Origin of the sequence: Pseudomonas sp. Mn2068, from assembly GCF_049319725.1 — a bacterium.
Taxonomy (GTDB): domain Bacteria; phylum Pseudomonadota; class Gammaproteobacteria; order Pseudomonadales; family Pseudomonadaceae; genus Aquipseudomonas; species Aquipseudomonas gingeri.
The window spans coordinates 16,751-30,115 of the sequence record NZ_JBMOUG010000027.1 but is presented as its reverse complement, the minus strand read 5'-3'; the positions used below and the strand labels follow the sequence as shown (position 1 = coordinate 30,115).

General features: G+C 64.8%; 11 protein-coding genes. 3 read left to right on the top strand and 8 right to left on the bottom strand.

The features are described from left to right. Nucleotides 1-3 precede the first annotated feature (3 nt). Together ACL9RJ_RS32805 and sfnG are read right to left on the bottom strand one after the other, a co-directional pair. Nucleotides 4-1,227, bottom strand: a complete 1,224-nt coding sequence (locus tag ACL9RJ_RS32805) for an SfnB family sulfur acquisition oxidoreductase (RefSeq protein WP_177084797.1) — start codon at nucleotides 1,225-1,227, stop codon at nucleotides 4-6. A gap of 269 nt (nucleotides 1,228-1,496) precedes the next feature. Beyond that, complete coding sequence (sfnG, locus tag ACL9RJ_RS32800; protein ID WP_422766008.1) at nucleotides 1,497-2,597, bottom strand: dimethylsulfone monooxygenase SfnG; 1,101 nt, start codon at nucleotides 2,595-2,597, stop codon at nucleotides 1,497-1,499. Between the two features lie 365 nt (nucleotides 2,598-2,962). On the opposite strand from sfnG, the gene ACL9RJ_RS32795 reads away from it, so the two are divergent. Next, nucleotides 2,963-4,204, top strand: a complete 1,242-nt coding sequence (locus tag ACL9RJ_RS32795; RefSeq protein ID WP_422766007.1) for an acyl-CoA dehydrogenase family protein — start codon at nucleotides 2,963-2,965, stop codon at nucleotides 4,202-4,204. Between the two features lie 107 nt (nucleotides 4,205-4,311). After that, complete coding sequence (locus ACL9RJ_RS32790) at nucleotides 4,312-5,091, top strand: TSUP family transporter (protein WP_017124941.1); 780 nt, start codon at nucleotides 4,312-4,314, stop codon at nucleotides 5,089-5,091. Here the strand turns inward: ACL9RJ_RS32790 and nudC are convergent. Both nudC and ACL9RJ_RS32780 read right to left on the bottom strand, forming a co-directional pair. Then, nucleotides 5,059-5,889, bottom strand: a complete 831-nt coding sequence (gene nudC, locus ACL9RJ_RS32785; RefSeq protein WP_017124942.1) for an NAD(+) diphosphatase — start codon at nucleotides 5,887-5,889, stop codon at nucleotides 5,059-5,061. The two genes, ACL9RJ_RS32790 and nudC, sit on opposite strands and share 33 nt — an antisense overlap. 30 nt (nucleotides 5,890-5,919) lie before the next feature. Beyond that, the gene (locus ACL9RJ_RS32780; RefSeq protein WP_017124943.1) at nucleotides 5,920-6,732 is read right to left on the bottom strand and encodes a crotonase/enoyl-CoA hydratase family protein; all 813 of its coding nucleotides are present in this window, start codon (nucleotides 6,730-6,732) and stop codon (nucleotides 5,920-5,922) included. Between the two features lie 157 nt (nucleotides 6,733-6,889). Between ACL9RJ_RS32780 and nhaB the strand changes: the two genes are divergently transcribed. After that, nucleotides 6,890-8,389 carry a sodium/proton antiporter NhaB gene (gene nhaB / locus ACL9RJ_RS32775; RefSeq protein WP_422766006.1) on the top strand — a complete coding sequence of 500 codons (1,500 nt, stop codon included), beginning with the start codon at nucleotides 6,890-6,892 and terminating at the stop codon, nucleotides 8,387-8,389. 194 nt (nucleotides 8,390-8,583) lie between these two features. On the opposite strand, the gene ACL9RJ_RS32770 is transcribed toward nhaB, so the two are convergent. From ACL9RJ_RS32770 to ACL9RJ_RS32755, 4 genes are read right to left on the bottom strand one after another with little or no spacing between them, the layout of a single operon-like run. After that, nucleotides 8,584-9,408 (bottom strand): HAD family hydrolase, encoded by an 825-nt coding sequence (locus ACL9RJ_RS32770; protein ID WP_177084805.1) that lies wholly within the window; start codon nucleotides 9,406-9,408, stop codon nucleotides 8,584-8,586. Next, nucleotides 9,405-10,928 (bottom strand): glucose-6-phosphate dehydrogenase, encoded by a 1,524-nt coding sequence (gene zwf / locus ACL9RJ_RS32765; protein WP_177118506.1) that lies wholly within the window; start codon nucleotides 10,926-10,928, stop codon nucleotides 9,405-9,407. Before zwf ends, ACL9RJ_RS32770 begins: the two co-directional genes overlap by 4 nt. After that, nucleotides 10,925-11,980, bottom strand: a complete 1,056-nt coding sequence (gene gnd / locus ACL9RJ_RS32760; protein WP_146049115.1) for a phosphogluconate dehydrogenase (NAD(+)-dependent, decarboxylating) — start codon at nucleotides 11,978-11,980, stop codon at nucleotides 10,925-10,927. Before gnd ends, zwf begins: the two co-directional genes overlap by 4 nt. Nucleotides 11,981-12,019: 39 nt before the next feature. Continuing rightward, nucleotides 12,020-13,363 (bottom strand): hypothetical protein, encoded by a 1,344-nt coding sequence (locus ACL9RJ_RS32755; RefSeq protein ID WP_422766005.1) that lies wholly within the window; start codon nucleotides 13,361-13,363, stop codon nucleotides 12,020-12,022. Nucleotides 13,364-13,365: the final 2 nt, after the last annotated feature.

Sequence of the window (13,365 nt, the reverse complement as noted above, 5' to 3'; positions counted from 1 at the left end):
GACTCAGGACCAGTCGTGACGTGGCGGCTTGATCCCGTTGAGCAGCCAGTTGCCGACCACGTGGTACTTCCAGCGCACCGGGTCGTGCAAGGTATGCACCCGGGCATTGCGCCAGTGACGGTCGAAATTGTGCTTCTTCAAGGTCGAACGCGTGCCTCCCAGCTCGAACAGCTTGTTGCTCGCCTCGATGGCGATCTCGGTGGTCAGCACCTTGGCCTTGGCCACCGCCAGCGAGGCCCGCGCCACGCTGTCTTCGTCGGGCGCCGGACGCGCGGCATCCAGCGCCTTGCCGGCCCGTTCGAGCAAGGCCTCGGCGGCTTCGAGACGGATCTCCAGGCCACCGACCTGGATGATGGTCAGCGGATCTTCGCTGGCCTTCTCCACGCCGGCATCGATCCACGGACGCGCCTGCTCGCGGACAAACGCAACCGTGTCGCGCAGAGCCGCGCGGGCGATACCGGCGTCGATGGCGGCGGTGGTCAACTGGGCGAAAGGTCCGGCCAGGGTCGGGCTTTCGTAGGAGCGATAGGTGGGAAACAGGTTGAACGCCGGCACCTTCAGGTCCTGGGCCAGCACCGTGCCGCTGGACGTGGTGCGCTGGCCGATGCTGTCCCAGTCATCGACAATCACCAGTCCCGGCGTACCCCGCTCGACAAAGGCCAACTGGCCCTTCTGCTCTTCATCCAGGGCCAGCACCGCCAGCCAGTGGGCGTACAGGGAACCGGTGCAGTAGCCTTTGCGACCGTTGATCACGTAGCCGTCGCCCTGCCGGCGAATCGTCGCCTGGATGTCCTGGACATTCTTGCCACCGGTCTCCGACAGCGCATTGGCAAAACGATGACCTTGCAGCGCCAGGGCAAAGAAGTGCGCCTGCTGTTCGGGCGTGCCCTGCAGGCGGATGTCTTCCAGCAGGCAGTAATGATTCTGCGGGATCTGGCCGAGGGACGGATCGGCCGCCGAAATGATCGCGATCACTTCGGCCAGCACCGCATAGGACACCTGCGCACCGCCGAACTCGCGAGGCACGCTGATGCCCCACAGGCCACTGTTGGAATACAGGTCGACCACTTCGGCAGGCACCTGGCGGGTGCGATCACGCTCCGCATCCTGTTCCAGCAGATGGGCGGCGACACGGTGCGCGACCGCCACCGCTTCAGCCTCGTCGCGGATCAGGTGGGCGTTGGGGGAATGGATCGGGTAAACGGCAGATTCAGGCAGGGACGACATGGAACGCTCTCGGGCGAATGATGTTGGCTGAGCCATTGCAGCTTCTGTGCCTGAATTATTATTTGTTTATTTTCATAGAGTTATACCGATTATCCGGCTATTGCCGGCGTTCTTTCACCAGCAGATTGCAGCTTCGCTGTTGCTGGGGAAACACTTGAATATCCGTACACTTCCCTCGTGGCAGCTTGCCGGCGATGGCGCCCTTGAATTCAACGCATGACTCACGGGCCTCATCGCCGGCAAGCCGGCTCCTACGGAAGGTATTGCTATCAGGCCAGCACCTCCTCTGCTCGCCCGGCCTTTTTCGCTTCCAACTCGCGCACCAGCGGCAGCACCCGCTTGCCGAAGTACTCCACCTCTTCCTGGAAATGCAGGAAGCCGGCCAGTACCAGGTCCACACCGACGGCCTTGAGGGCCACGATGCGCTCGGCGATCTGCCGTGGCGTACCGATCAGGTTGGTCTTGAAGCCGTCGTTGTATTGCACCAGGTCCTCGAAGCTCGACCTGGCCCAGTTACCCTCGCCTTCCGGTGACGATCTGCCCGCCTGTTTCGCCGCATCGCCGAATGCAGCGACGGCCTCGGGGTCGGCCTTGTCGATGATTTGCGCCAGCACCGCCCGTGCTTCTTCCTCGGTGTCGCGGGCGATGACAAAGGCATTGACCCCGACCTTCACCGAATGGCCGTTGGCGGCTGCCTTGGCGCGGATATCGTCGACCTGGGCCTTGATCCCCTCGGGGCTGTTGCCATTGGTGAAATACCAGTCCGAGACCCGCGCCGCCATATCCCGCGCCGCGCGGGAACTGCCACCCTGGAAGATCTCCGGATGCGGCTGGCTCAGGGGCTTGGGCTTGAGGCTGTAGTCGTTGAACCGGTAGAAGTCGCCCTTGAAGGTGAACGCGTCCTCGGTCCAGATTCCCTTCAGCGCGCGAATGAACTCCTCGGAGCGGCGATAACGCTCGTCGTGCTCCAGCCAGTGCTCGCCAATGGCGTGGAACTCGCCGCGGAACCAGCCGCTGACGATATTCACCGCGATGCGCCCGCCCGTGAGCTGGTCGATGGTCGCCAGCTGCTTGGCCGCCAGCGCCGGTTGCCAGGGACCGGGCAGGATCGCGGCAATCACTTTCAGCCGGGTGGTGGCCGCCAGCAAAGCGTGGCTGAAGGCAACCGACTCATGCTGGTATTCGGCGCCGTAGCCGGCGGTGAAGCGGATCTGCGTCAGGCCGTACTCGAAACCGGCCTCTTCCGCCAGTTGCGCCAGCTTGCGGTTGTAGTCGATGTCCCAGCTGGTGCGCTGTTCGATCTTGCTGACCACCAGCCCACCACTGACATTGGGCACCCAGTAGGCGAATTTCACGGCTTGCTGACTCATGGTGTTGCACCTCGGACCAGGGAATGTCCAGGGGATGGAGCAGCAAGCGTGCCAGTGCCCGAGGCGCCCTTGCCCACGCTGATCGCAGCCTCGCCGCAATCCCCCCTGGAAGCTGGCTTGCCAGCGATGAGGCCGGTGAGGTCGGCATCGCCCGCGCGGTCGCCATCGCCAGCCAGGGGACGGCGCCAGTCGGACGATCTGTGGCCAGGCAGGACGATTTGCTGAAGCACTGTTCGCCGGCCAACAGTTGTCCATCGCCCGATCACGCAAATCGCCCGCGCCAGCGGGTTCCGCGGCCCCGGCATGGACCCTGCAACAGCCCAGGCCATCGCGGTTTCCGCCGCCTGCCCTCAAGGAGCTGTCCCATGACCGAACACCAGGTGATCAACCCGCTGTCCCTTGGCGTCGACTACGAAACCCTCGCCGAACGTTTTCGGCCGGTCTTTGCCCGCATCGCCGCCGGCGCGGTGGAGCGGGAACTGTCGCGCAGCCTGCCCCACGAGCCGATCCAGTGGCTCAAGCAGGCCGGCTTCGGTGCCGTGCGGGTACCGCTGGAATATGGCGGTGGCGGTGCATCTCTGCCGCAATTGTTCCAGTTGCTGATCGAACTGGCCGAGGCCGATTCCAATGTGCCCCAGGCCCTGCGCGGTCACTTCGCCTTTGCCGAGGACCGCCTGAACGCCGCCCCCGGCCCCGCGCGCGACCAGTGGTTCAAGCGCTTCGTCGACGGCGATATCGTCGGCTGCGCCTGGACCGAAATCGGCAATGTGACCATCGGCGATGTCGTCACCCAGGTCACCCCGGACGGCGAACAGTGGCGCCTCAATGGCGAGAAGTTCTACAGCACGGGGAGCATCTTCTCCGACTGGATCGATGTCTATGCCCGCCGCAGCGATACCGGCGGCGATGTGATTGCCGCCGTGCGCGCCCGCCAGCCGGGAATCGAGCACAGCGATGACTGGGACGGTTTCGGCCAGCGCACCACCGGCAGCGGCACTTCACGGTTTGTCGAGGCCCGGGTGGAAGCCGGGCATGTGATCGACTTCGCCGACCGTTTCAAGTACCAGACGGCGTTCTACCAACTGGTGCTGCTGGCGACCCTCGCGGGTATCGGCCGGTCGGCCCTCGAGGATGTCGCGCGACAGGTCCGCGAACGTCAGCGCATCTACAGCCATGGCAATGCCCAGCGGGCCAGCGCGGACGCCCAGGTGCAACAGGTGGTCGGCGAGGTCGCCGCCCTGGTCTATGCCGCCGAAGCCAGCGCGGTACGCGCCGCGCATCCGGCCCAGCGGGCCTATCTCGCCCGGTTTGGCGGCGATGCCGAAGTCGAACGGCAGGCCAACGTGGACGCGGAAATCGAGTCCGCCACGGCGCAGGTAGTGGTATCCGAACTGATCCAGCGGGCCACCAGTGAACTGTTCAACGCCCTCGGTGCTTCCGATGTGCGCCAGGGCAAGGCGCTGGACCGTCATTGGCGCAACGCGCGGACGGTGTCGTCGCACAATCCGGTGATCTACAAGGCGCGCATCATCGGCGACTGGGCGATCAACGGCACCGAGCCGCCGTTCGTCTGGCAGATCGGCAATGGACCACAGCCCAAGTCATAGGCAATGACGCGAGTCCCTGGATAAGGTCGCGGCGACATTCGCGAATGGGTAAGATGGCGCCTTTGCGCGCCACCTTGCCGCGCCGCCTGCCGACCTAAGCCGAACCCATGCCTTTCGATCTCAGCGTAGACCTGACCACCCTCGCCATTCTTGCCGTCGTTGCCTTTATCGCCGGATTCATCGACGCCATCGCCGGCGGTGGCGGCCTGTTGACCACCCCGGCACTGCTCACCGCCGGCCTGCCACCGCACCTGGTGCTGGGCACCAACAAACTCAGTTCGACCTTCGGCTCGGCCACCGCCAGCTTCACCTTCTACCGGCGCAAGCTGTTCCATCCGCGCCAGTGGAAGCTGGCGATCTTCGGCACCCTCGCCGGAGCGCTGATCGGCGCGGTGACCGCGCATTTCCTCCCGGCCGAATGGCTGAACAAGATGCTCCCGGTGATTGTCTTCGGCTGCGGCCTGTACCTGCTGTTCGGCGGCACGCCCAAGGCGCCGCTGGACAGCGACGCGCCGATCAAAAAGAAGTGGCAATTGCCCCAGGGCTTCAGCCTGGGCTTCTACGACGGCGTGGCCGGGCCCGGCACCGGCGCCTTCTGGACCGTCAGCAGCATGCTGCTCTACCCCATCGACCTGGTGAAGGCCAGCGGCGTGGCCCGCAGCATGAACTTCGTCAGCAATATCGCGGCGCTGTCGGTGTTCGTCTTTTCCGGCCAGGTGGACTGGATCATCGGCCTGAGCATGGGCCTGTCGGTGATGGCCGGCGCCTTCTTCGGCGCCCGCACCGCCATCAGCGGCGGGGCGAAGTTCATCCGCCCGGTGTTCATCACCGTGGTCCTCGGACTGACCGTGCGCCTAGCCTGGCAGCACTGGTTCAGCGTGGCCTAGACGGCGCGCCACATACAGGTCGATCAGGTAGCGGGCGATCGAACGCGACGCCGGCAACGGCGGCAGGTTGTGCACGTTGAACCACTGGGCATCCTCGATCTCGTCGGCCTGGGGCACTATATCGCCTCCGGCGTATTCGGCATGGAACCCCAGCATCATCGAATGCGGGAAGGGCCAGCACTGGCTGCCGACATACTGGATATTGCTGACCTCGACCTGCACTTCCTCGCGCACTTCACGGACCAGGCACTCCTCCGCCGACTCGCCGGGTTCGGCGAAACCGGCCAGGGTGCTGTAGACCCCGGGGACGAAACGCGGCGAACGGGCCAGCAGCACTTCATCGCCGCGGGTGACCAGCACGATCATGCTCGGCGAGATCCGCGGATAGGCCCGCAGGTCGCAGGGCTGGCAGTACATCGCCCGCTCCCCCGGCACCTGCCGCGCCGGCTGGCCGCAACTGCCGCAGAAACGGTGCTCGCGGGCCCAGGTACCGATCTGCGCGGCATAACCGAGCATGCGGTACGTGGTGAAATCACCTTCGAGCATGAACCGGCGCAGGCCCTGCCAGCGGCAGCCCGGCACCTCGGCGGTGGACTTGAGTTCCAGCAGGTACACCGGCTCGCCGTCGCGATGACCGATGCCATGCTCGCAAAGCACCGGCAGGTCCTGGCGCTTGAGCCATTCGCGGGGAAACAGCACACCGTTGTCATCCAGCAGGAAACCCTCGGGACCTCGGGCCACGGCCCAGCCACCGGGTTGTTCGATATCCAGTACTGCGGTTGTCCAGCCTTGAGTCATTGCGGTTCCTTAGGGACTGGGAAACGGCCCTCAGTCCTGAAATTCGGGTTTCTGCTTGCTCATGTGGGCCGCGATGGCCACACGCAGGTCCGTCGATTGCAACATGGCGGCGTTCCAGGTGGCAACGTATTCCAGACCGTCGTCGATCCGGTGATCACGCATGTAGCCGAGCATTTCCTTGGTGCCGCTCACGGCAATCGGCGATTTGCCGGCAATCTCCCGCGCAATCCCCATCACACCGTCGAACAAGGCGCCATGATCGGGGTAGACACGATTGACCAGGCCGATGCGCTGCGCTTCGTCGGCACCGAACTGGCGACCGGTATAGGCCAGCTCACGCAACATGCCATCGCCGATGATACGCGGCAAACGTTGCAAAGTGCCGACATCGGCGGCCATGCCGATATCCACTTCCTTGATCGAGAACTGCACGTCCTCGGCGCAGTAACGCATGTCGCAGGCGGCGATCAGGTCGATGGCACCGCCCAGGCAATACCCCTGGATCGCCGCCAGCACCGGCTTGCGGCAGTTGTCGACGGCATTGAAGGAAGCCTGCATCTGCAGGATCTTGCGCCGCAGCAGGCGGGCGTTGCGGCCGACATCCTTGCCCAGTTCGTTGCCGACCGCGGCCAGCAGCATCAGGTCGATACCCGAGGAAAAGTGCTTGCCCGCACCGCTCAGGACCACTACCCGCACGGCATCGGTGTCATCGATCCACTGGAAGATCTCGACGATTTCGCTCCAGAACGCCGCGTTCATGGCATTGATCTTTTCCGGGCGGTTGATCTGCACGTGGGCGATATTGTCGGCCAGGTCGACACGAAAGGCTTGGTATTCGGACATGACGGGCATCCTTGGCAGGGCAATGAGAAGGCTGGAACTATAGCAAGGGGTCGCACAAGGCTGTAGGAAGCGGATATGCCAAAAGCCGGACCCGCGCCTTGATCTTCATGAATTCTTACGTCACCTTGCGCGCACTCTTACAAACAAGGACCCGCCGATGTCATCGCTGACTTCAGCTTTCGCCCACAACTTTCTCGGGCACTCCCCTCGCTGGTACAAGGCCAGCATCCTTGCCTTCCTGATCCTCAATGCCCTGGTGTTGTGGAGCGTCGGCCCGGTCGCCGCCGGTTGGCTGCTGGTGCTGGAGTTCATCTTCACCCTGGCCATGGCCCTCAAGTGCTACCCGCTGATGCCCGGCGGCCTGCTGCTGGTCGAAGCCCTGCTGCTGCGCATGACCAGCCCCGAAGCGGTGTATGACGAACTGCTGCACAACTTCCCGGTGATCCTGCTGCTGATGTTCATGGTGGCCGGCATCTACTTCATGAAGGACCTGCTGCTGTTCCTGTTTTCCCGCCTGTTGCTGCGCGTGCATTCCAAGGCGCTGCTGGGGCTGCTGTTCTGCTTTCTCTCGGCGTTCCTCTCGGCCTTTCTCGATGCCCTGACCGTCACCGCGGTGATCATCAGCGCCGCCGTCGGTTTCTATTCGGTCTACCACCGCGTGGCCTCGGGCAACGACCCGCGCCAGGACAGCGACTTCAGCAGCGACCATCGGTTGCCGAGCCTGCACCACGCCGACCTCGAACAGTTCCGCGCGTTCCTGCGCAGCCTGCTGATGCATGGCGCGGTGGGTACCGCCCTGGGCGGTGTCTGCACCCTGGTGGGCGAGCCGCAGAACCTGCTGATCGGCCATGAAATGGGTTGGCATTTCAGCGAGTTCTTCCTGAAAGTCGCGCCGGTTTCGCTGCCGGTCCTGGCGGCGGGCCTGGTGACCTGCGTGCTGCTGGAGAAACTGCGCTGGTTCGGCTACGGCACCCTGCTGCCGGACAATGTCCGTGCCGTCCTGGCCGCCTATGCCCGCGAAGACGATGCCGAGCGCACCCCGCGCCAGCGCGCCGCCCTGATCGTGCAGGGGCTGGCGGCACTGATCCTGATCGCCGGGCTGGCCCTGCATGTGGCCGAAGTGGGCCTGATCGGCCTGCTGGTGATCGTGCTGATCACCGCCTTTACCGGGATCACCGACGAACACCGGCTGGGCAGTGCGTTCAAGGACGCCATGCCGTTCACCGCCTTGCTGGTGGTGTTTTTCGCGGTGGTGGCGGTGATCCACGATCAACAACTGTTCGCGCCGCTGATCCACTGGGTGCTGAGCCTGCCCGCCGACCAGCAGCCGGGCATGCTGTTCATCGCCAACGGCCTGTTGTCGGCCATCAGCGACAACGTGTTCGTCGCGACGATCTACATCACCGAAGTGAAACAGGCTTTCGCCAGCGGCCAGATGAGCCGCGAGCACTTCGAGACCCTGGCCATCGCGATCAACACCGGCACCAACCTGCCGAGCGTGGCGACACCGAACGGCCAGGCGGCGTTCCTGTTCCTGCTGACGTCGGCGATTGCACCGCTGATTCGCCTGTCGTACGGGCGGATGGTATGGATGGCCTTGCCGTATACGGTGGTGATGGGGGTATTGGGCTGGTACGCGGTGAGTCACTGGCTGTGAGCTGAATGGCCGCCTCTGGCGGTTCGCGGGCAAGCCCGCTCCCACAGTTTATCGCGCATGGACAACCCCATACCCGTGGGAGTGGCAGGCCTGCTGCCACGGTTTCGAGTCGGGCCCGGGACGCCTGCACGACTCCGTCACTGTGGGAGCGGGCTTGCCCGCGAACCGCCGCAAGGCGGCCATTCACAAGACGCCTATCGCCGGGCCAGGATCAACTCTTCAATCGCCCGCGCCGCGCCATCCTCGGTATTGCTGCCGGTCACCACATCCGCCTGGCGCTTGACCACTTCCTCGGCCTGGCCCATGGCAATCGCCAGCCCGGCGCGATGAAACATCGCCGGGTCGTTGCCACCATCACCGATGGCCGCCGTCTGCTCCAGCGGCACGCCGAGGAACTTCGCCAGCGTCATCAACGCCTCGCCCTTGTTCGCCTGCATCGCGGTGATATCCAGATAGGCCCGCTGCGAACGGCTGGCCAGCGCCTGGTCGGCCACCAGCGGTTGCAACACCGCCTCCAGGTCGATCAGCAACTGCGCATTGGCGCTGGCGCCGACGATCTTGTCGATACGGTCCAGGTAAGGGCCGAAGTCTTCCACCACGGTCGGTGGATAACCCAACGCGTGCTGCTCCCGGGGCACCATGGTGCCGTGGGGATTGCGCAGCAGCCAGTGGTTGTCGGCAAACACCCAGACCTCGACCTCGTCATGCCGCGACAGCAGTTCCAGCGTGCAGATCGCCGCGGCCCGTGGCACATGGTGGGCCACCAGGTAGCTGCCATCGGGATGCATCAGCGTGCCTCCATTGAAGGCCGCCACCGGCAGATCGACACCGAGGGCGTCGATCTGTTCGCGCATCGCCCGTGGCGGACGCCCGGTGGCAAGGCTGAAAAACACCCCCGCCGTCCGCAACGCCCGGACCGCCTCGACGGTGCGCGGGCTGAGGCTGTGATCGGGACGCAGCAAGGTCCCGTCCATATCGCTGAGCACCAGCCGGATCGGATACCGCGCCGTGCCGCTCATCCGATGCTGTGCCAGACACGGCCGTCGCGGGCCAGCAACTCGTCGGCGGCTGGCGGACCGTTCTCGCCGGCCTTGTAGCCCTGCACCCGGTTGTCTTCGCGCCAGGCATCGAGGAACGGTTGCACGGCCCGCCAGCCGTTCTCGATATTGTCGGCACGCTGGAACAGCGTCTGGTCGCCGGTCAGGCAATCGTAGATCAGCGTCTCGTAGCCGGTGGACGGCTGCACCTCGAAGAAGTCCTTGTAGGCGAAGCCCAACTCGACATTGGCCATCGCCAGCGCCGGTCCCGGACGCTTGGCCAGCAGGTCGAACCACATGCCTTCGTTGGGCTGGATCTGGATCTTCAGGTAGGTCGGCTGCAGGCGCTCGACCTCGGTGTCGCGGAACTGCGCATACGGCGCCGGCTTGAAGCAGATGGCGATTTCCGTGTCGCGCACGCTCATGCGCTTGCCGGTGCGCAGGTAGAACGGCACGCCGACCCAGCGCCAGTTGTCGATCATCACCTTGAGGGCGACATAGGTCTCGGTGTTGCTGTCCGGCGCCACATTGTTTTCTTCACGGTAGCCGGGCAAGGATTTACCGCCCAGCTCGCCCGCCTGGTACTGGCCGCGCACCGAGTTGGCCCGTGCCTCCTCGACGCTCCAGGGTCGGATCGCGCCGACCACCTTGGCCTTTTCACCGCGCACCGCATCGGCGCCGAACGCCGCCGGCGGCTCCATCGCGACCATCGCCAGCAACTGGAACAGGTGATTGGGCACCATGTCCCGCAGCGCACCGGTGTGCTCGTAGAAACTGCCACGGGTTTCCACGCCGACGGTTTCGGCGGCGGTGATCTGCACGTGGTCGATGTAGTGGTTGTTCCAGAACGCTTCGAACAGCACGTTGGAGAAACGGCTGACCAGGATGTTCTGGACGGTTTCCTTGCCCAGGTAATGGTCGATGCGATAGATCTGTTTCTCGCTCATCACCTTGAGCAGGCAGGCGTTGAGGGCCTCGGCGGTGGCCAGGTCGGAACCGAAGGGTTTCTCGATCACCACCCGGCGAAACGCCTCGTCGGTTTCCTCGAGCAAACCGGCCGCGCCCAGGCGCCGCGCCACTTCACTGAAGAAGCGCGGTGCGGTGGCGAGGTAGAACACCGCATTGCCGGTGCCGCTGGCGGCAATCTTGTCGGCCAGCGCGGTGTAGGTCGAATCGTCGAGAAAGTCGCCCTGGACGTAGCTGATGTTCTTCGCCAGCTTGCTCCAGAGCGCGGTGTCCAGTGCCTTCTGCGCACCCTCGCCGGTCTTGGCCGCTATTTCGGCACGGCTGAAGTCTTCCAGCTTGCTGGCGAAATCGGCATCGCTGATGGCGTTGTGATCGACGCCGACGATATGCAGGCCCTCGCCCACCAGGCCATCGCGGGTCAGGTTGTACAGCGCCGGCATCAGCAGGCGCTTGACCAGGTCGCCATGGGCGCCGAACAGGAACAACGTGGTTGGCGGCGCCGGCTCGGCCTTGCGCTTGCTGCGGGTGGCATTCATTTTTTCGGTGTCTCCACATGACCGCCAAAGCCGAAGCGCATCGCCGACAGCAGCTTGTCACCGTAGGTGCTTTGTTGGCGGGAGCGGAAACGGGCAAACAGCGAGTTGGACAATACCGGCACCGGCACCGCCTGTTCCATGGCCGCCTCGATGGTCCAGCGCCCTTCGCCGCTGTCGGCCACCGCGCCGCTGTAGCCGTCGAGTTTCGGATCGCTGGCCAGGGCATCGGCGGTCAGGTCCAGCAACCACGAGGAAACCACGCTGCCGCGCCGCCAGACCTCGGCGATATCCGCCAGGTTCAGGTCGAAACGTTGGTCTTCGGGCAGGCTCGGCGAATTCTTGGTCTTGAGGATATCGAAGCCTTCGGCGAAGGCCTGCATCATGCCGTACTCGATGCCGTTGTGGATCATCTTGACGAAGTGCCCGGAACCCGGCGGGCCGGCATGGATATAGCCGCGCTCGGCACGGTCGTCGGCGCTGACCCGGTCGCGGGTACGGGGAATGGTGCCGATCCCGGGCGCCAGGGTGGCGAACAGCGGATCGAGGCGCTCGACCACCTTGGCGTCACCGCCGATCATCATGCAGTAGCCGCGCTCCAGGCCCCAGACGCCGCCGGAAGTACCGACGTCGATATAGTCGATGCCCTTTTGCGCCAGCTCCTGGCCGCGACGGATATCGTCCTTGTAGAAGGTGTTGCCGCCGTCGATGATCACATCGCCGGCATCCAGCAGTTTGCTCAGCTCGGCAATGGTGTCCTCGGTCGGCGCACCGGCCGGCAACATCACCCAGACCGCCCGGGGCTGGTCCAGGCCGGCGACCAGCGCAGCCAGGTCGGCGACACCACGGGCACCCTCTTTCGCCAGGCCGCTGACGAAGTCGGTATTGCGGTCATACACCACTGTCTGATGGCCATCAAGCATCAGGCGCCGCGCGATATTGCCGCCCATGCGGCCCAGTCCGATGATTCCCAGTTGCATGCAGCGTACTCCCGATATCGATGAAAAACTCTGACACACCTTAGCCCAGCGACACGCGGATGTCTGTCTCGATATCGCTCGGGACGATGGACGCAGAGACCTGCCGGCGCGTTTTCAGCCACTTGTATCCACTTCGCCAGTATTGAAAAACAGCGCCTGGGCCACGCCCTTGTCGAGAATCCGGCCGCGGTGGATATCCAGCGTCAACTGCGCCCGACCGCCCTGTCCGGCCTGTATCCTGGCGGCGGCGCGCTGCCGGGCCGTGGCCTGGGCCCTGCTGCCCAGGCGCCGTTGCGCCAGGGTCTTCAGATGTGCGCTGGCAAAGTCCGTATCCGCCGTCGTGGCCGTCGGGTAATGGAAATGCGCGTACCACAGCGGGCGGCCATCCTTGTCGCTGATCACATACTCCTGCAGGAAGCCACCCTGCTCCTGCGCCTGGCGCCCACCGGCGCGATGAATCTCCACCTGGTCCTGCTCCTTCAGGTATTGCAGACGCGCCAACTGTGGCGCGTTGCGCTTGATCGCGGCGATCCGCGCCTGGCGTCCTTCGGCAGCCAGGCGGGAGGCGTCGTGGCGCAGGGAGTCCTTGAGCGCCTGGGCGGTCTTCACCGATGCCGACGTCCCGCTACCCTCATCGAGGGCCTGCTGGATATCGTCCGCCAGGGCATTGAGCTTCTGCCCTTTCAGTTCCAGGATACCTTGCAGGTCGCGGGGGTCCTTGGATGTGCCGGTCAGCGCCATCACCTGGCGTATCAGGGCCTCGACGCCAGCGCACTCGGCCTGTCCCTGGGTCACCAGCCGGGCCAGCCCGATCTTGCGCTGGGCCGGCGGGGCTGGCGCCGGTTCGGCCTTGAACTCTTCCCAGAAAGTATTGCCGGCATCCGCCTTGTTCTCTTTGAAGGCCGACACCAGCGCGCCATTGGGATCGGTGATCTCGACGATTTCGTCCGCCTGCCCGGAGGTACGCTCGCGGACCCGGCCGACGAACACCTCGCGGTTGCGGGTGCGGATGAACTTCTTGCGCGGACTGCCCGCCGATGGGCCGGGCCTGGGCGCAGGCTCGGGGTCGGCTGGCGCGTTGTCGTCCCACAGGCCGGCGAGACTGTTCAACGCCCCCTCGCGCAACCGGGCCAGCAATCCCGACAGGCGGCCGGCATATTCGAGCAGGCGCTGGCCCGGCATCAGGGTCTTCAGGTAGTCGAGCAGGTCGCGGGGCTCGTCGTAGCGAGCGATCGCCGTCAGCAAGGCGTCGATCCGGTCCTGGCGCGGATCTTCGGCACTCAGGCGATTGATGGTGTTGGTCACGTATCGGGTCTGTTCGGCACTGTGCTTGATCGCCGCGAATATCTGCTCGTCCATTTGCAGGGTGATCTGCAACGGCAGCTCGTCCAGGGTCAAGGCCAGCAGGGTCGGCAACTGCACCGCCTGCCAATCCAGTGGGGTGAACGGCTGCGCCACCG